The sequence below is a fragment of the Myxococcus sp. CA033 genome (assembly GCF_013336625.1).
Classification (GTDB): Bacteria; Myxococcota; Myxococcia; order Myxococcales; family Myxococcaceae; genus Myxococcus; species Myxococcus llanfairpwllgwyngyllgogerychwyrndrobwllllantysiliogogogochensis.
Window position 1 is genome coordinate 1 of record NZ_JABUMU010000034.1, and the last position, 16,984, is coordinate 16,984.

The following is a 16,984-nucleotide window of genomic DNA, read 5'->3' on the forward strand; positions in this document are numbered from 1 at the left end:
TGCGCTTCTCAGCGCTCCCTTGCTGGTGCCTTCTCAAAGATTGACTGCGGTTTCCGCAATCCTTCTCTTCTTCTTGGGCTTGCTATTTGGTTTTCAAAGACCGAGCCGCTTGTTTCATCCGCGACTTTTTGCTACTTTGCTTCCGTCTGCTGCTCGCCGCTTCCTGCCGGCGGGTCGCATCTTTTATTCAGGTCCGCGTCAGCTGTCAACTTCGCTTTGCGTCCCTTTCGGCGTCCTCCGAAGTCCTCAGCGCCGCCCAGTGGCTTCCGCTGTTTTCTTCGTGAAGGGCGCGGCTTCTATCTCTCCGCCGCATCCCGTGTCAACCGTTGCTTCGTTGACTCCCTCGCCGCCTCCGCCCTGCTGCTTCCGGGCTTCTTCGTCGGGGTCGCGGCTTCTACCACCGCCGCATCTTCTGTCAACTCGCTTCGCTGACCGCCGTATTTCCAATGTCGTTCTGAATCCACACGCCGAAGTGCTTCGCGCCAGTGCGCGGGCTTCGTCATGAGGGGCGCGGCTTCTACCACCGCCGCATCCAGAGTCAAACCGCTTCCGAGCCCCACCCCACCATCAGCCCCAGCTCCAGTGCCGTCTCGCACGAGACGACCTCCAACCCCACCACCGCGACGCCCACCGGACCACTTCCTGCTGGCTGACCATCTATGGAGCGCTCCGGAGAATGTCAACTCGTGGTCACGAGCCGCTCCGGACACTCGAAATCCCACGAAGGCCCCATCCAGGGAATCCTTCAGGGACCCACGGTCCTATTCTGCGTGGTTCAGAGAACCCCAGCGCCATGCGCGCTGATTCCGAGACTGTTGCTGACGGAATCCACGGCTGCCTGCTCGTCGCGGAGGGCTTTTGGCCGCCCGCGCCTCGCCGTGAGGTGGGCGGCTTATCCACCAAGCGAAGGGACGGCGCAAGAAGTTTGCTGATTGTCACTTCAGCACCCTTCCCTGCCCCCTGCGCTCAGCTCCCTACGCCCAGCTTCAACCTCGAGACGTCCACCCGGCCACGACGACACCCCTCGGCCACCACCACCGCGCGCAGCTCGCTGTACGCGCGCTCGAAGTCATCGTTCACGACGATGTAGTCGTAGGAGGCGATTCCCCGCTCCATCTCCGAGCGAGCCGCCAGCATCCGGCGGCGAATCGTCTCATCGGAGTCCGTCTGCCTGTCCCGCAGCCGGCGCTCCAGCTCATCCATGGAGGGCGGGAGCACGAAGATGGTGACCGCGTCGGGGTGCTTGCGCTTGATGGCCTGCCCGCCCTGGACGTCGATGTCGAAGATGGCCACGCCCCGACGGGCGCGCGCGACATCCACCGTCGACTGGGGGCTGCCGTAGAAGTGGTTGTGGACCTCCGCCCACTCCACGAACTCGCCCCGTTCGATCTTCTCCTGGAAGGTGGCCACGTCCACGAAGTGGTAGTCCACCCCTTCCTGCTCCTTGCCTCGAGGGCGGCGCGTCGTGACGCTGATGGAGAAGTTCGCCTGCGGCGTCTCCTTGAGGAGCCGATGGGCAAGGGTGGTCTTCCCGGCCCCAGAGGGCGCGGAGAGGACGAGCAGTAGACCGGGCTGAAGGATGGTGGGTTCGCTCATTCGACGTTCTGCACCTGTTCGCGGATGCGCTCGACCTCGGCCTTCATCGAGACCACGCGCGCGGAGATCTCCGTGTGCTGGCTCTTGGAACCGGTCGTGTTCACCTCGCGGTGCATCTCCTGCACAAGAAAATCCATGCGACGGCCAGCGGGCTCGGTGCTCGCCATGAGGGCGCGGAACTGCTCGAGGTGACTCGCCAGGCGCGTGACTTCCTCGGCGATGTCCGTGCGCTCGGCGAAGAGCGCCACTTCCTGCGCCAACCTCTGCGGGTCCACCGCGACGCCCCGCGCGAGTTCCGCCACGCGCTCCGTGAGTCGCTGCTGGTAGTCGTGCACCGCGCGGGGAGCGAGGTGGGCCACTTCGCGGCTCCAGCCCTCAATCAACTTCAGTCGCGCATCCAGGTCGACGTAGATCGCCTCGCCCTCGACGAGCCTCATCTTCTCCAGGGCTCCGAGCGCCTGCTCCAGCGCCTCCGTCACCGCGGGCGTCGCCGACTCCAAATTCACGCCCTTCTCCTCCAGGCGCACGACGCCCTGCTGGTTGGCCACCTGGGACCAGGCCACGTCCGCCGGGAGACCCAGCTCCTTGGCCAGCTCCCGGAAGGTGCGCAGGTACTCGCGCGCCAGGTTCAGGTCCACCGTGGGCACTGTTCCCGTCGTCGTGGAGGACTGCCGCTTCACCAGCAGCTCCACCGAGCCACGTGCCAGCCGGTCCTTCACCTGCTTCGTGACGCTCGGCTCCAGCGAGGTGAGCTCTCGAGGCAGCCTCGCCTTCACCTCGCAGAACTTGTGATTGAGGGAGCGCAACTCCACGGAGACTTCTTCGTCCCCCACGCGCGCACGGCCCGCGCCAAACCCGGTCATGCTCTTCAGCATTGGGCGGTTGCTAGGGGCTTTCCGTCCGCAGGTCAAGCAGCGTGCTTGCACGCCTTTCAGTTCTGTGTAGGGTCCGCGCCGCGATGGCCTGGCACAAGCGGCTCGAGTTGTGGGCGAAGCTGGCGCTGGCGCTCGTGGCGTCCGTGTTGTTCTGGCGCCCCGGCCGCCGGCTCCGTCCCGGAAGTTCCCTCCCCGTCCCCCGGAAGGTGCTGCTCGTGCGGCCCGACAACCGCGTGGGCGAGGCGCTCCTCACCACCCCCCTCATGCGCACCCTCAAGGCCCATGTGCACCCGGCCCCCGAGGTGCACGTGCTGGTTCATGCCAAGGTGGCCCGCGTCCTGGCGGGGCACCCCGACGCGGACCAGGTCATCGCGTTCGACCGCCGGCGACTCTGGATGGGCCCCCTGGCCCCGGGCATCCGAGCCCTGCGCCGCGCGGGCTATGACCTGGTGGTCGACTGCGCCAACTGGGAAGCCCCTTCCGTGACGAGCGCCCTGGTGGCACGCCTCGCCGGCCCGCGCGCCGTGGTCATCGGGCCGAGCGTCTGGCCCGTGACTCGCCTCCACTCCCTGTCCGTCCCAGCCCGCGACGACAGCAGAAGCGAGGCGCTTCAGCGAACCCACCTGCTGACCCCTGTCACGGGCGGCACCCTGTCGCGGGGACTCTCCTTCCGCGAACCCACCATCAGCGCCCCGTTCCGTGCGTTCCTGGAGACGGACGCCACCACGCCCCGCGCTGTCATCAACCCGGGTGGCCGCCTGGGCCCTCGGCGCATTCCTCCCGAGGCCTTCGCCGCCGCGGCTCGCGCGCTCCTCGAAATCGGCCGCGTTCCCATCGTCACGTGGGGACCTGGCGAAGAGGAGCTTGCCCGCGCCGTGGTGGCCGCCGCGCCCGGCTCGCGGCTCGCACCCGCCACGAACCTGGATGAGCTCGCCGCGCTCATGCGCGCCGCCGGGCTCACCGTCTGCAACAACACCGGGCCCATGCACCTCTCGGTGTCCGTGGGCGCTCCGACGCTGGCGTACTTCCTCCGCATGGACATGGAGCGGTGGGGCCATGCGTATGCCCCGCACCGGATGGTCGACCTCACCAGCCTCGTCGATGGCTCGGGAGGCCAGGGGCTCGAGGCTCGTGCGGCCGAAGAGGCCCGCGCCTTCGCGGCACAGCTCACTCGTCAGGCGCGTCCCACCTAGACATCCGCTCCTGGAGGAGGTGGGGCACTCCCTCTTCCACGGGCCACTCGCACCGACACCGGGGACAGCGGGCCTTCACCTGCTCTTCGTACGAGAGCACCGTGAGAGGCCCCTTGCACTGGGGACAGCCCAGCACCGCCATCAACCCCTCATCCAGCGCGGGCATGTCCTACTTCGCGCTCTCACGGCCGAGCCGGCGCGCCAGCTCCGTGGTGCTGTGGTCCTTCGGGTCTCCCGACACCGCCGTACGCCCACCATAGGCACGCACTTCGTCGCCCTCGGGGATGCTGTCCGGCGTGTAGTCCGTCCCCTTCACATGCACATCCGGCTTCAGCGCTCGGATGATGACGCGCACGTTCGGCTCGTCGAAGACGATGACGCGGTCCGTACAGGCGAGCGCGGCGACCAGCTCCGCACGCTCGCCCTCGGGAATGTGTGGCCGTCCAGGCCCCTTGTACGCCCGCGTCGAGGCGTCCGAGTTCACCGCCACCACCAGCACATCCGCCAACTCGCGGGCGCCTTCCAGATAGCGCACGTGGCCCACATGCAAGAGGTCGAACACGCCGTTGGCGAGCGCCACGGTGCGGCCCTCGGCCTTCCAGCGCGCCCTCGCCTCCACCACCTGCTCGAGCGACTGAATCTTCTCCAAGGTGCTCATCGCGTGCTCCGCAGCTCCGCCAGCAGTTCGTCCCGGGACACCGTCGCGGTGCCCGACTTCTGCACCACCATGGAACCGGCCACGTTCGCCAGTCGCGCCGCTTCCCCGAACGAGGCTCCGGCCGCCAGTGCCAGCGAGAATGTCGCAATCACCGTGTCGCCCGCCCCCGTCACGTCCACCGCCGCCTTCGCGCCATGCACCGGGATGAGGTCCACCCCACCGTCAGCGTCGAAGAGCGCCATGCCGTGCCGCCCCCGAGTCACCAGCAGCGCACGACACCCCAGCCTGCGCACCGCCTCATGCCCCGCCGCCAGCAAGTCCTCCTGCGAGCGCACGGGACGCCCCGCCAACGCCTCCAGCTCCGGCTCGTTGGGCTTGCACACCGTCAGCCCCGAGAACGACGACAGCGCATAGCGACTGTCCACGCACACCGGCAACCCATCCGCCGCCAGCTTCCGCAGCACGGCGCGCACCTCGTCGCTCAGCACTCCCGCGCCGTAGTCCGAAACGACCACCGCGTCCGCGTCCTTCGCGGCCTCCGCCACGTGCTTCGCCAGGGCCTTGCGCACGCTCGGAGGAAGCGAGGAGCGCTGGCCACGGTCCAGGCGCAGCATCTGCTGGCGCGTCGTGCTCACGCCGCCCGCGAGGATGCGGGTCTTCGTCTCCGTCGCCAGACCGCGTCCACCCACCGCGTGCAGGCGCACCCCTGACTCGGAGAACAGGCGACGCAGCTCGCGACCCATCTCATCCGCGCCCAGCATTCCGACGGCCGTCACCTGCCCCGTCAACGCACGGACATTGGCCGCCACGTTCGCTCCGCCGCCCAGCTTCACCTCGGCGGACTCGTAGCGGACGATGAGCACCGGGGCCTCGCGGCTCACCCGGTCCGTCTGCCCGTAGATGTAATGGTCTGCGACCAGGTCCCCCACCAGCAACACCCTGCGGCGCGCGAACGCGTGCGGCAGGCGAGAGGGCGGAGGCGACGAGCGAACGGGCGAGACTGCGGCCATGGCGGCGGTTTGTCCCACAGCCCTCCTCGTCTCACAAGTCGGCAGACGCACCCGACAGGCCAAGCGCTCGACGCAGATGGGACTCGCCCTCCAGCACGTCCACCCCCAGCCGCACCTTCCAGGCCAAGAACCCCACGGGCAGACGCACCGCGTCCTTCTCCGTCGTCACGACCTTCACCGCTCCCAGCTTCGCGGCTCGAGCTTCCACGTCGCGAAGCTCGTCCACGGTGAAGCGGTGGTGGTCCGGAAAAAGTGCCGCATCCAGGACCTCCACGCCGAGAGACCTCAGGGTCTTCAGGAAGCCCCCCGGCCGACCGAGCCCCGCCAGCGCCAGCACCCCCTGGCCACTCAGTGCCTCTGTCGGATGGAGCCCTCCAGAAGGGTCCACCCAGGCCGAAGGTCCATAGCGTGCGCGGACGCGGGGGAGTCCTTCTCCCTCCGCAGGCAACCCCAGGGCCCGTGCGTCGAACGGTGCTCGGGGTGCCTCGCCTGCACGCGAGACAATGGGGGACGCCGTGGCACATGGGGGCGTCGACGTGCGGACCCAGAGCAACGTGGCGCGCCGGAGAGAAGAAGCCGGCTCTCGCAGCGGCCCCCTTGGCAACATGTGGCCATTGCCGAGTCCCACGGCTTCGTCCACCACGACGAGGTTCTCGTCCCGGGCGAGCCGCCGGTGTTGGAAGCCGTCGTCGAGCAGCACCGTGTCCAGGCCGTAGTCGTCTCTCGCGCGCCAAGCGCTGGAGACACGGTCCGCGTTCACGAAGATCCTCACACTCGGGCAGCGGCTCGCGAGCAGCAACGGCTCGTCCCCCGCGTCCTCCACCGGAGGCAATGACTCCGCCCCCGTGAAGGTAAGGGGCTCTTGTGAGCGACGCCCATAACCTCGCGTGAGGATGCCCACCTTGCGGCCCTCGCGCACCAGCAACTCCGCGAGGTGAAGCACCGCGGGCGTCTTCCCCGTTCCTCCCACGTTGAGGTTGCCCACGGAGATGACGCGGAGGCCCTCCACTCGCTCGGCGCGAAGCATGCCCAGGTCATAGAGCGCGCCTCGCAGGCGCACCGCCGCGGCATAGGTCCATGACAACGCCGTGAGGGGAGACAGCAAGGCCCGCCGTCCCCAGGGCTCGGGCGACGGCGGATAGAACACCCGCTCGATGGCGGTGGGTGACTCGGGAGCCTGAGCGCTCAAGACCTGGAGGCTCCGCACAAGGCGTGTCCCGACACGAGTCGCCGGGCATCATCAAGGGTCAGCATGCGCCCGCTACGCTATCAGCCCGCGCCATCACGTACGACTCGACACGTCAGCGCGGGCTCACCGAGCGCGCGTGCTCGCCACCTGTGCATACAACGCAAGGACATCGGCGGCGATGCTCGCATTCGTCGGATGAGCCACGGGGGCCCGTTGCCCCGACAGTGACGCGGCCACCACCGCCTCGGGCGTCGGCTCGACGACACGTGCATCCGCCAGCTCAGGCAGCGCGCCCTCCTCCACCGCCACGACTCGCACACCACACGCCCGGGCTTGAGCCGCCGCCCTCGCACTCCAGTCGTTCCCGAGCCCCAGGAGCCAGACCTCGTCCAAGGCCCTCAACCACCGCGCGAAGTCTTCTCCTTGCTGGTAGCCCGTGAACACCACCGCATCCGTCAGCCCCAGCGACGCCACCTGACTCCGCGTCGCCTCCAGCAACGCGCCATCCCCCACCAGGACGAACCGCGCATCCGGCCGCTGCTCGCGGTAGAGCGCGAAGGCCTCCACCCCCACGGCGTGCCGTCGCGACGGCTGGAACGTGGAGACCATCCCCACCAGGGGCGCGCCCTTCAGTCCCAACTCGCGCCTCGACGCCTCGCGGTCCGACTCAGGGCGAAAGCGCGGGTCCACCAACGCGGGAAGCACCCGAGCCGTCCTTCCTCGCTCCAACAAGCGAGGCAAGAGCGAACTCGCCGGCACCGTGTACGCATCCGCCGCGGGCAACGAGGAGCGGATGGAGCGCGGCGCATGAAGCGAACGGACCAACACCGCCCCCTGGGGCCGTCCCCACCTCGCCAGGAAGTGGTCATGGCTGAAGTGCGAGTGCACCACGTCCACTCGCCGCGCACGCAGCCGGCGCAAATCACTCCACACCCGCCAGGGCGGAGACTTCACCGACAACTCGAGCCCCTCGTCATCCAGCAGGCCCAGCGCTCGCAGCCGAGGCACCGCGGGCTCCTCCGCCGGCATCTCCTTGCGCCGACGGTCCACCGCCACCGTCACCTCGTGCCCGGCCTCCCGCTGCGCCAGCGCGAGCAACGCGACGTTCTCCGCCGGACCACTGAAGAAGGGACTCGCCAACAGGTGGAGGATTCTCATCCGACTACCGCCCGACCAACGTGCGATACAGCGCTTCCAGCGCGTGCGCCTCGTGCTCCACGCCGCACCGACGACGTGCCTCCTCGGCCGCGTTGCGCCCCACTTCGCGCGCCCGCTCCGGCTCTCGCATGAGCATGTCCAGCAGCTCGCGCAACGCCTTCACGTCCCCTGGCTCGAAGAAGAAGCCCGTCCGGCCATGCTCGATGAGCGTGTCCAGATACGGCAACTTCGACGCCACCACGCAACAACCGGACGCCATCGCCTCCACGTGCACCAGCGAGTACCCCTCCGCATAGGACGGGTGCACCAGCACGGTCAGCCCTCGATACCAGGGCTCGATGACCGACTGCTCTCCGGCCAACGACACGCGGGGCTCGATGCCCGCCCTCAAGCCGTTCACCCAGTCCAGGTCCGCGCCCTTCGCCAACCCCACCAGCACCGCCTGCCACTCGGGGTGCTCGGGCAGCAACGGGCGCACCGCATCGAGGAAGTCGCCCTGCCCCTTCTCCTTGCGGATGCGGCCAATGACGCCCACCCCGAACCGTCCGCCCTGCCCCAGCTTCTCCCACGCCGCCGCCCGGTCCTCCGGTGGATGGAAGCGCGTCAGGTCGATGCCATGCGAAATGACGGTCGACGGGAGCGCGATGACCTCCGCCACCTGCCGCGTCAACGACACCAGCGCATCCGCGCCTCGCGCGATGAAGCGCGTGAAGCCGCTGGGCGCCACCGACGTGTGCCGAGTGAAGACCAGCCGCACCTGCCGACCCACCAGCTTCAGCAACATCCCCGCGAGCAGCTCGTTGTTCCGGTGGGCATGCCACACCACCGGCTCGGAGCGCGCCCGACGCAACAGCTCCGGCCAGGTGATTCGCGGCAGCCCGTCGCTCAGCCCAGAGCCGATGACTCGCGTCTCCGAGCCCGTGTCCTTCACCAACGCGGGGACCACCGACTCGACGTGGCGCGTGACGCCCGTGTACCGATTGTGGAAATGCGGGTGGACGATGAGCGTCATCGCGGCCCGGCCCTCCCATGGGGAAAGAGCGTCGTCATCGCCTCGGCGTTGCGCTCACTCGCGCCGGAAATCCGCCCCACCGTCTCCAAGGCCCGCGCACCCAGCTCCGCGACTCGACCCGGCTCTTCCAGCAACTCCGCGAGCCTCGCGTACAGCGCCTCCGCGTCCGCCACCAGGATGCCTCCCTGCCCCGCGAGCACCGCCACGCTGTCCTTGAAGTTGTCCATGTGCGGACCGAACAACACCGGCTTCCCCTGCCCCGCCGGCTCCAGGATGTTCTGCCCGCCCCGCTTCGTGAACGAGCCGCCCACGAAGACCACCGTCGCCAGCCGGTACGCCCGCGACAGCTCGCCAATGGTGTCCAGCACCACCACCTGCGCTCGCTCGGGATTCCCCTGGGAGCGAAGGCCGACACCCAGTCCCGCCTCCCGCGCCAGAGCCACGACGCGCCCAGCCCGGTCCACGTACCTGGGCGCAATCACCAGCCGCAGGTCCGGCCACCGCGCGAGCAGCCGCCGATAGACGCCAAGCAGCACGTCCTCCTCGCCCTCGTGCGTGCTGCCGGCAATCCACACCCGCGCGTCCACCGGAAGCCCGAGCGCCTCGCGCAACACGCCGTCTTCCGCCGCCGGCCCCGAAGCCAGTGAGTCGAACTTCGTGTTCCCCGTCACCCGCACCCAGTCCGGCCGCGCGCCGAGACTCCGCGCCCGCTGCGCCTCATCCTCCTGACGCATCAACATCAGGTCGAAGTCCTTCAGCGGATTGCCGATGAGCCGGAACAACCAGCGGTAGCGCTCCACGTTCGCCGGAGAAAAACGGCCGTTGGTCATCACCACGCGCGCCCCACCGCGCTTCGCCGCGCGAATGAGGTTCGGCCACACCTCCGTGTACTCCAGCACCAACACGTCTGGCCGGAGCGCCTTCACCGCCCGGCGCGTCGCGCCCCACAAGTCATAGGGCGCGTACACCACCCCATCGATGTCCTTGGCGAGCCGGCCCGTCGCCATCGCATGGCCACTGTCCGTCATCGTCGACAGGATGAGCTGGCAGCCCGGGAAGCGAGCCCGCAAGGGACCAAACATGGGGGACAGCGCGAGCAGGTCTCCCGCGCTCGCACCGTGCAACCACACCACGGGCCCGTCACCTCGCGGGGGCAGCGAGCCTCGCCCGTAGAACCCCAGCCGCTGCCACAGGCCATGACGCGTCTTCCGGTGCACGCAGAGCACCGGGAAGAGCAGCGGGAAGAGAAGATATGTAGCGAGGATGTACAGGAGTCGCATGGACGGCTCCCCGGCCCTCTATCAGATGCCAGGCCCCCGAGGCAGTACACGCACGGGGCTCGGGACAATCCACGGTCGCCACTCGGAGCCAAAGAAGCGCCCAGGCCCCTTCACCCACACCTCCACCCGCACCACGCCCGGCCCCGTCAGCTCCACCGAGGTCCCGTCCGTCCCCAGGCGGCCTTCTCCCCACACCTCGACCCGGACCGTGTCCACGTCCGGAATGCCAGGCAGGCGCACGCTCAGCACGTCCCCCACCCGAGCCTCCCTGCGCTCCGGGTCCACCCCCTCCAGCGCGAAGCCCTCGGGTTCCCCCAGGGCGCGGAAGGAACACAGGGCCCCCCCACCTCGCAGCGCCCCCGTCACCAGCGCCGCCGCCGCCTTCGCATCCGAGGGCAGGGGCGCGGGGACCTGCGCTGGCGGCAGGTACATCGCAAGGGAGCGAAACACGGACTCGTAGGACGGCAGGCCGTGGGCATCGTGCGCGCAGAACGCGAGCTGGGGCTGCTCGCGCGCGAGTTCCATGAAGCGCTCCCCGGGCTCGGGCTCGGGCGCCACGAGCACCATCACCCCGTGCATCGGGTTCGCCAGATAGGCGCCCACCGCTGGGAGCAACCGGCTCATCGGATTGCGCATCGCGTGCCGGAAGAAGGTGTCCGCGGAGTACAGCTCGAAGCCCTTCGCCTGACTCGCGCTCTCCGAGTCAGTCCATGGGTTGTGACGCTGCACCGGGTGCGCGAGCACCGTCGTCCCTCCCGCCGCGTGCACGGCGCGCACAGCATCGCCCGAGGGCATCCACCGCTGCATGCCCTCCAGCGGGCGCTCCATGCCGAAGGCAATCAGGTGTCCCGCCGACGTGGAGATCTCCACGCCCGGAACCAGCAACACTCCGTCCACCCATGTGGGCGCCGGCGGGGTGAAGTCGTTGTGGTCCGTGAGCAGCACGAAGTCGAGACCGGCCGCCTTCGCCGCGCGCGCCACCGCCAGGGGACTGCCCCGTCCGTCCGAACGCGTGGTGTGCACGTGGAACGCGCCTCGGACCCACCTCGGCGCGACCTCCTTTGGAGGAACCACCGGATACGTCGCGTACGAGGCGGGCAACGCGAAGAAGCCGCAGAGCCCCAGCACCAACAAGATCAGGCCCGCCAGTGCCTGGACGGCCTTGCCCGCGCCCTTGCGAAGTCGACTCATCCTCGGTACCGCCCGAGCACTTCGTCCCGTGCCCACATGACCATCCCCGCTGCCTCGCGAGGCGGGCTCGTTTCAGCCTCGGTCCGAGCGTGCCACAGGGCGGCGTACTGCCCGGCACTCGCCTGGCCCCGCGCGGGACGACTACGGCGCGGGTTCATCCTCGCCACCGACCGAGCCCGGGACACATGACGCCGCTTGCGACCCGCGTCCCGCTCACGCGGCGCCTCGCTCGACAGGTCCCTCCGTCTGCATCCGCCACAGCGCCGCGTAGCGCCCACCCTTCTGGAGCAGCTCCGCGTGCGTGCCACTCTCCACCGCGCGGCCCGCTTCCATGACGTGGAGCACGTCCGCGTTCACCACCGTCGACAACCGGTGCGCGATGACCAGGGCCGTGCGTCCCGGCAGCACCGCCGCCAGCGCGGCCTGAACCTCACGCTCGCTCTCCGGGTCCAGACTGCTCGTGGCCTCGTCCAGCACCAGCACCCGCGCACGCGCCAGCACCGCTCGCGCGATACACAGCCGCTGCCGTTGCCCACCGCTCAGCGTCACGCCCCGCTCACCGATTCGCGTGTCGTAGCCCTGAGGCAAGGTCCGGATGAAACCGTCCGCGTTCGCGACCCGCGCCGCCGCCTCCACGTCCTCGCGCGTGGCATCCGGCCTCGCATAACGCAGGTTCTCCAACACCGAGCCCTGGAACAACAGCGGCTCCTGCGTCACCAGCGCGAGCTGCTCGCGAAGACTCGCCGCCGTGTACCGATCCATGTCCACGCCATCCAGCAACAGGCGCCCCGCTTGGGGTCGCTCGAAGCGCAGCAGCAGCGTCGTCACCGTGCTCTTGCCGCCCCCACTGCCACCCACCAACGCGGTCACCTGGCCCGCCTTCAGCTCCAGTGTCACCCCATCCAGCGCGGGCCGGTCACCGTAGGCAAAGCGAACGTCTTCCAGACGAATGGACTGCGACAGGGGCGGCGCCGGCACCGCGTCCGGCGCATCCAGCACCGGGTGCTTCAAATCCAGCAGCGCGAACAACCGCTCACCCGCGGCCCCCGCCTGCATCGCGAACTGCGTCACCCGGCCCAGGTCCTTCACGGGCTGGTACACCAGGATGACCGCCGTCAGCAGCGAGAGCAGGGCCTCCGGCTCCATCAGTCGAGCACCCGCCGCGTAGGCCAACGCGCCCGCAAGCGCCGCCGCCGCCAGGACCTCCATCACCCCTGGCACCGCGCCTCGCGCCCACGCCGCGCCCACCACCGCGTCCTCGTGCGCCTTCGCGTGCGACGCGAAACGCGCCAGCTCCGCCGACTGCCCGTTGAAGGCCTGAATCGTCCGCAGCCCGCCCAGCCCTTCGTGGAGTTGGCCCGCCAGGTGCCCCAGCTGCGTCTGCCCCTCGCGCGTGCCCTTCAACACCTTGCGCGTCAGCTTGGACGCGGGCAGAGCCGCCAGTGGAATCACCACCAGCATCAACCCACCCAACAGCGGACTCATCGACAGCGCCACGCCCGCCAGGATGATGACCTGGAGGCTGTCGCGCAGGTACGAGCCCACCGTGTACATCGCCGCCGCCTCCACCGCCGTGACGTCCGAGGTGAATCGGCTGAGCAGGTCACCCTGCCGCTCTCGCGCCAGCTGCGCGGGAGACAACGACGTGAGCTTCATGAAGAGCTCGCGCCGCACATCCCTCACCACCCGCTGCGCGAACAGGCCCATGAAATAGAACTGGCCCAGGTACCCCACGCCCTTCACCACCCCCACCACCACCATCAGCAGCGGGAAGCCCCACAGCGCCGCGTCGCGCGGCAGGCTCGACAGCCACGGCACGCTGTTCGCCCCGGAGAAGCCGTCCTCGCCCCCCGACAACAAGAAGCGCAGCGCGGGCCCGGTGAGGTACGCGTACGCCCCCGTCGTCACTCCCACCACCGCCATGCACACGAACGCCACCACGAGCACCGCCACATGCGGGCGCGCGTAGCGCAACAGTCGCAACAGTGTCCGCCGCATTCCCTACCGTCCCACCTTGCGCAACGCCGCCTTGGCCAGCTGCGAGTACGGGTTGTACTCCAGCACCTTCAGCAGCTTCTTTCGCGCCAGCGGCGCGTCCCCGAGGTCCGTGTCGATGATGGCCGCGATGATGTGCAGCCGCTCCACGTACGGCCCCAATGACAGCGCCTTCTTCAAGACCTTCTGCGCCTTCTGCGCCCGCTGGACCAGGGGACCGCCCGCCGCCTGGTACGTCGCCCAGGCAAGGAAGGAGTAGTACTCCGGCTCGCGCGGGTTGAGCGACACCGCTTCCTCGAACGCATGCATCGCCGACAGGAAGTCGCGACGCTTCAGCGCGGACTCGCCCCGGCGCAGCGCTATCTCCGCGTCCACCACCACCGCCGTGTTCCGCCCCACGTCCAGCTTGCTGAACAGGTACTGGAGATACGCCTTGCGCTTCTCCTCCACGCTCAGCACCCGGTACGACGCGGACAGCTTCTCCTGCACCGAGTCCAGCAGGTCCTTCAGGTCGGAGATGTCGAACTCGGCATACGTGTCCGGATGAAAGCGCATCGCCGTCTCGTGGTACGCGCGCTCCACCGCCTCCGCGTCCGCCGCGATGTCCAACCCCAGGCTGCCAAAGTAGCTGCGGGTGATGATGCGCACCGCCTCCTCACGCAGCGACGCACCCGTCGCCACCGGCAACGACTTGCGCTTGCGAGGCCCTATCCGGTCCGGCACCACCACCGCCGACAGCACGTCCGCCCCCGTCGCCACCGGCGTGGGCGAGAAGGTCACTCCCCCCGTCAGCTTCAGGAACCACAGCAGCGAGTACGCCGCGCGCAGCTCGCCCCGGCCATGCGCGAGCAGCTCCTTCAGGACGATGCGGCCATTGACCTGCATGGCGATCTTGATGTCGTCCGTGTCCAGCGCCATGGCCTGCAGGTCCCGACCGAAGTCGGACGAGCGCACCGGGTACTCCCCCAGGTTCGCCCGCAGCGACGCCGCCATCACCTTCAACGGAAAGCAGCGCCTTGCGCCCTCGAGCACCTGCGCCAGCGGCGGCAGGTCCACCGAGGCGACCTCCGTCGTGAACTCGTCGCCCGAGTAGAAGGCATACCGGCCCTCGCGCATGCCCAGCACCCGCGCGAGGTTGTCGCGCGTGTAGTCGCGCAGCAGCTGCGACAGCTCCTCGCCCGCCGCCTCCACCCCCGCGTCCGCCAGCGCCGCGCCGATGCGCAGCCCGGACGCCAGCGCCTCCACCACCCGCTCCGCCTGCGCGGCCGTCGCCAGCGTGCGCGCGACGAGGTAGCGCGGAAGTGAGTCCTCCTTCGCCGACGAGTCGAAGCTCACCGGCCCACCGCGCAGGAAGTACACCCGCCGACTCAGGCCTCGGTGCGCCGCCACCAGCACACCATCCCGGCGCAGCCGGTGGATGGAGTGCAGGAGCGAGGGCAGTGGATAGCCCTTCAAGTCACCGCTGTTCACCGCCGGACGCGACAGCGTGGCCGAAAGCCCCGTCAGCGGCACCGCCTGCGCCGCGCGCACCAGCGACTCCAGCCGAGGCACCAGCTCGCCCGGCTTGAGCGGGTCCGCCACGTACGCGTTCACCTTGAGGTCCAGCACCGAGGCCACACCCCGCGCCCGGCCCAGGTGGCCCTTGTCGATGGCGACAATCGGCACGCGCCCGCCCTGGCTGTGCCCTCGGATGAGGTGCACCACGTGCGAGCCTTCCACTCGGGGAAGGTCCACCGACAACACCATCACATCCGGGTTGTCCGCCGCGAAATGCTCCAGCACCGCGATAGGGTCATTCACCGCGCGCACGGAATACCCGGCCTGGGAGAGCAGACCCGTCAGGTGTTCGAGCGTGGGGGGATGGCTCTCGGCGAGCAGAAGCGTCTTCAAGGGTAGCGCAGTCTACACCTTCACCCTGGCTTGCATCAGGGTACGATGCGCCCCCCTCACATGACGCCCCCACCCCGAATCCTCGTCGTGGCAGGCGAGGCCTCCGGCGACGCACACGCCGCCGAACTCGTCGCCGCCCTCCAGGCCCGCCGCCCTGACCTCACCTTCTTTGGCATGGGAGGCTCGCGCCTGGCCGCTCGGGGGGTGGAGCTGCTCTTCGACGCCCGAGAGGTGTCCGTCATGGGCATCACCGAGGTCCTTCCCCGCATTCCCCGCATCCTCCAAATCCTCAAGGGGCTGGCGAACGCCGCCACGGAGCGACGCCCCGACGTCGCCATCCTCGTGGACATCCCGGACTTCAACCTGCGGCTGGCCGAGAAGCTCAAGGCCCAGGGCATCCCCGTCGCCTATTACATCTCGCCGATGATCTGGGCGTGGCGCCGGGGCCGGGTCCGCACCATCAAGCGGCTGGTGGACCGGATGCTGTGCATCCTCCCGTTCGAGGAGGACTTCTATCGCGAGGCCGGAGTGAGTGCCCGTTACGTGGGCAGCCCCGTCGTCGAGCAGGTCCCCGCCCCCGACACCGCCGTCTCCTTTCGCGAGCGGCTGGGCCTGGACAAGGACGCCCCCACGCTCGCGCTGCTACCGGGCAGCCGGATGAGTGAGATTCGCAGGCTCCTGCCGGCGATGGTGGCCGCGGCGAAGCGCCTGTCCGCCGAGCGCCCCGGGCTTCAAATCGTCGTCCCCGTGGCCCCCACCATCCCCCGCCAGGAAGTGCTCTCCCATTTCGAGGGCAGTGGCCTGAAGCCCGTGCTGGTGGATGGGCGTGCCCCGGAAGTCGTGGGCGCCAGCGACGCGGCGGTGGTGGCCTCCGGTACAGCCGTGTTGGAAGCAGGACTGATGCAGCGCCCCCTGGTCGTCATCTATCGGGTGTCGCTCATTACGTACTGGGTGGGCCGGCTGATGCTGAAGGTGGCCTTCGTGTCCCTCATCAACCTGCTGGCCGGCCGGCGCGTGGTGCCAGAGCTGCTCCAGGGCGAGATGACGCCCGAGCGAATCGCGGACGAGGTGCGCCGGGTGTGGACCCCCGGGGCGCCACGGGAGGAGATGCTGAAGGGGCTGGCGGAGGTGCGGGGGCGCCTGGGTGAGGCAGGAGCGGCCACCCGGGCGGCTGAGTCGGTGATGGAGCTACTGCCCCCGCGCGCCATTTAGGGTATGTCGGCCCGGCCATGAACCCTGCGCTGGTCTGCATCCCCACGTACAACGAGCGGGAAAACATCGAGGCCATCACCCTGGCGGTGCTCAAGGCCGACCCCCGCGTCGATATTCTCGTCGTCGACGACAACTCCCCCGACGGCACGGGGCAGATCGCCGACCAGCTCGCGGCGAAGGAGCCCCGGGTTCGCGTCCTGCACCGCGAAAAGAAGGAGGGCCTGGGTCGCGCGTACCTCGCCGCCTTCCGCTGGGCACTGGCCGAGGGCTACACGTACATCCTGGAGATGGACGCGGACTTCAGCCATGACCCGCGCTACCTGCCCGGCCTGCTGGATGCCGCCGAGGCGGGCTCCGATCTGGTGCTGGGCTCGCGCTATGTCACCGGGGGCGGCACGGTGAACTGGGGCGTTGGCCGGCAGGTCATCAGCCGCGGCGGCAGCCTCTACGCCCGCACGATTCTGGGCGTGGGCGTCTCGGATTTGACGGGCGGCTTCAAGTGCTTCCACCGCCGGGTGCTGGAGGCCATCGACCTGGATGCCGTGCACAGCACCGGCTATGCGTTCCAGATTGAACTCACCTACCGCACGCTGAAGAACGGCTTCACCGTGCGAGAGATCCCCATCATCTTCGAGGACCGGCGTGTGGGACACTCGAAGATGAACAAGAAGATCTTCGCCGAAGCGCTCACCATGGTGTGGAAGCTGCGTCTCACGGTGTAGCGA

16 protein-coding genes are annotated in these 16,984 nt (G+C 69.1%); 4 read left to right on the forward strand and 12 right to left on the reverse strand.

All coding sequences use genetic code 11. The annotated features are described in order from the left end of the window. Window positions 1–432 (forward strand): hypothetical protein (locus tag HUA78_RS46060; RefSeq protein WP_217442820.1); only part of this gene is annotated, 432 nt, incomplete at its 5' end. A gap of 534 nt (window positions 433–966) precedes the next feature. Here HUA78_RS46060 and gmk read toward each other — a convergent pair. Both gmk and HUA78_RS42605 read right to left on the reverse strand, forming a co-directional pair. Then, the gene (gene gmk, locus HUA78_RS42600) at window positions 967–1,596 is read right to left on the reverse strand and encodes a guanylate kinase (protein ID WP_141648437.1); all 630 of its coding nucleotides are present in this window, start codon (window positions 1,594–1,596) and stop codon (window positions 967–969) included. Then, window positions 1,593–2,471, reverse strand: a complete 879-nt coding sequence (locus tag HUA78_RS42605) for a YicC/YloC family endoribonuclease (protein ID WP_174458850.1) — start codon at window positions 2,469–2,471, stop codon at window positions 1,593–1,595. The genes gmk and HUA78_RS42605 overlap by 4 nt, the downstream gene beginning before the upstream one ends. 83 nt (window positions 2,472–2,554) lie before the next feature. On the opposite strand from HUA78_RS42605, the gene HUA78_RS42610 reads away from it, so the two are divergent. Beyond that, entirely contained in the window at window positions 2,555–3,664 is a 1,110-nt protein-coding gene (locus HUA78_RS42610; RefSeq protein WP_174468237.1) for a glycosyltransferase family 9 protein, read from the forward strand. Here HUA78_RS42610 and HUA78_RS42615 read toward each other — a convergent pair. From HUA78_RS42615 to HUA78_RS42660, 10 genes are all read right to left on the reverse strand, one after another. Continuing rightward, on the reverse strand, window positions 3,639–3,830 hold the full coding sequence (locus HUA78_RS42615; protein WP_141648434.1) for a Trm112 family protein: 192 nt from the start codon (window positions 3,828–3,830) through the stop codon (window positions 3,639–3,641). The genes HUA78_RS42610 and HUA78_RS42615 overlap by 26 nt on opposite strands. A gap of 3 nt (window positions 3,831–3,833) precedes the next feature. Beyond that, window positions 3,834–4,322 carry an adenylyltransferase/cytidyltransferase family protein gene (locus HUA78_RS42620; protein WP_141648433.1) on the reverse strand — a complete coding sequence of 163 codons (489 nt, stop codon included), beginning with the start codon at window positions 4,320–4,322 and terminating at the stop codon, window positions 3,834–3,836. Next, complete coding sequence (locus HUA78_RS42625; RefSeq protein WP_141648432.1) at window positions 4,319–5,332, reverse strand: bifunctional heptose 7-phosphate kinase/heptose 1-phosphate adenyltransferase; 1,014 nt, start codon at window positions 5,330–5,332, stop codon at window positions 4,319–4,321. Before HUA78_RS42625 ends, HUA78_RS42620 begins: the two co-directional genes overlap by 4 nt. Window positions 5,333–5,363: 31 nt before the next feature. Next, window positions 5,364–6,521, reverse strand: a complete 1,158-nt coding sequence (gene lpxK / locus HUA78_RS42630; protein ID WP_217442822.1) for a tetraacyldisaccharide 4'-kinase — start codon at window positions 6,519–6,521, stop codon at window positions 5,364–5,366. Window positions 6,522–6,644: 123 nt separating this feature from the next. Further along, window positions 6,645–7,679, reverse strand: a complete 1,035-nt coding sequence (locus HUA78_RS42635) for a glycosyltransferase (protein WP_141648430.1) — start codon at window positions 7,677–7,679, stop codon at window positions 6,645–6,647. 4 nt (window positions 7,680–7,683) lie between these two features. Then, window positions 7,684–8,691: a glycosyltransferase family 4 protein gene (locus HUA78_RS42640; RefSeq protein WP_174468235.1), complete on the reverse strand. Its 1,008-nt coding sequence runs from the start codon at window positions 8,689–8,691 to the stop codon at window positions 7,684–7,686. Continuing rightward, window positions 8,688–9,971 (reverse strand): 3-deoxy-D-manno-octulosonic acid transferase, encoded by a 1,284-nt coding sequence (locus tag HUA78_RS42645; protein ID WP_174468234.1) that lies wholly within the window; start codon window positions 9,969–9,971, stop codon window positions 8,688–8,690. Before HUA78_RS42645 ends, HUA78_RS42640 begins: the two co-directional genes overlap by 4 nt. A gap of 21 nt (window positions 9,972–9,992) precedes the next feature. After that, window positions 9,993–11,162: a PHP domain-containing protein gene (locus HUA78_RS42650; protein WP_174478828.1), complete on the reverse strand. Its 1,170-nt coding sequence runs from the start codon at window positions 11,160–11,162 to the stop codon at window positions 9,993–9,995. A 213-nt stretch (window positions 11,163–11,375) separates the two neighbouring features. Continuing rightward, complete coding sequence (locus tag HUA78_RS42655; RefSeq protein WP_174478829.1) at window positions 11,376–13,160, reverse strand: ABC transporter ATP-binding protein; 1,785 nt, start codon at window positions 13,158–13,160, stop codon at window positions 11,376–11,378. 3 nt (window positions 13,161–13,163) lie between these two features. After that, a complete protein-coding gene (locus tag HUA78_RS42660; protein ID WP_141648309.1) occupies window positions 13,164–15,047 on the reverse strand; it encodes a DUF4388 domain-containing protein in 1,884 nt (627 codons plus the stop codon). A gap of 60 nt (window positions 15,048–15,107) precedes the next feature. On the opposite strand from HUA78_RS42660, the gene lpxB reads away from it, so the two are divergent. Together lpxB and HUA78_RS42670 are read left to right on the forward strand one after the other, a co-directional pair. Then, complete coding sequence (gene lpxB / locus HUA78_RS42665; protein ID WP_174478830.1) at window positions 15,108–16,259, forward strand: lipid-A-disaccharide synthase; 1,152 nt, start codon at window positions 15,108–15,110, stop codon at window positions 16,257–16,259. A 17-nt stretch (window positions 16,260–16,276) separates the two neighbouring features. Continuing rightward, window positions 16,277–16,981: a polyprenol monophosphomannose synthase gene (locus HUA78_RS42670; protein ID WP_141648307.1), complete on the forward strand. Its 705-nt coding sequence runs from the start codon at window positions 16,277–16,279 to the stop codon at window positions 16,979–16,981. Window positions 16,982–16,984 lie beyond the last annotated feature (3 nt).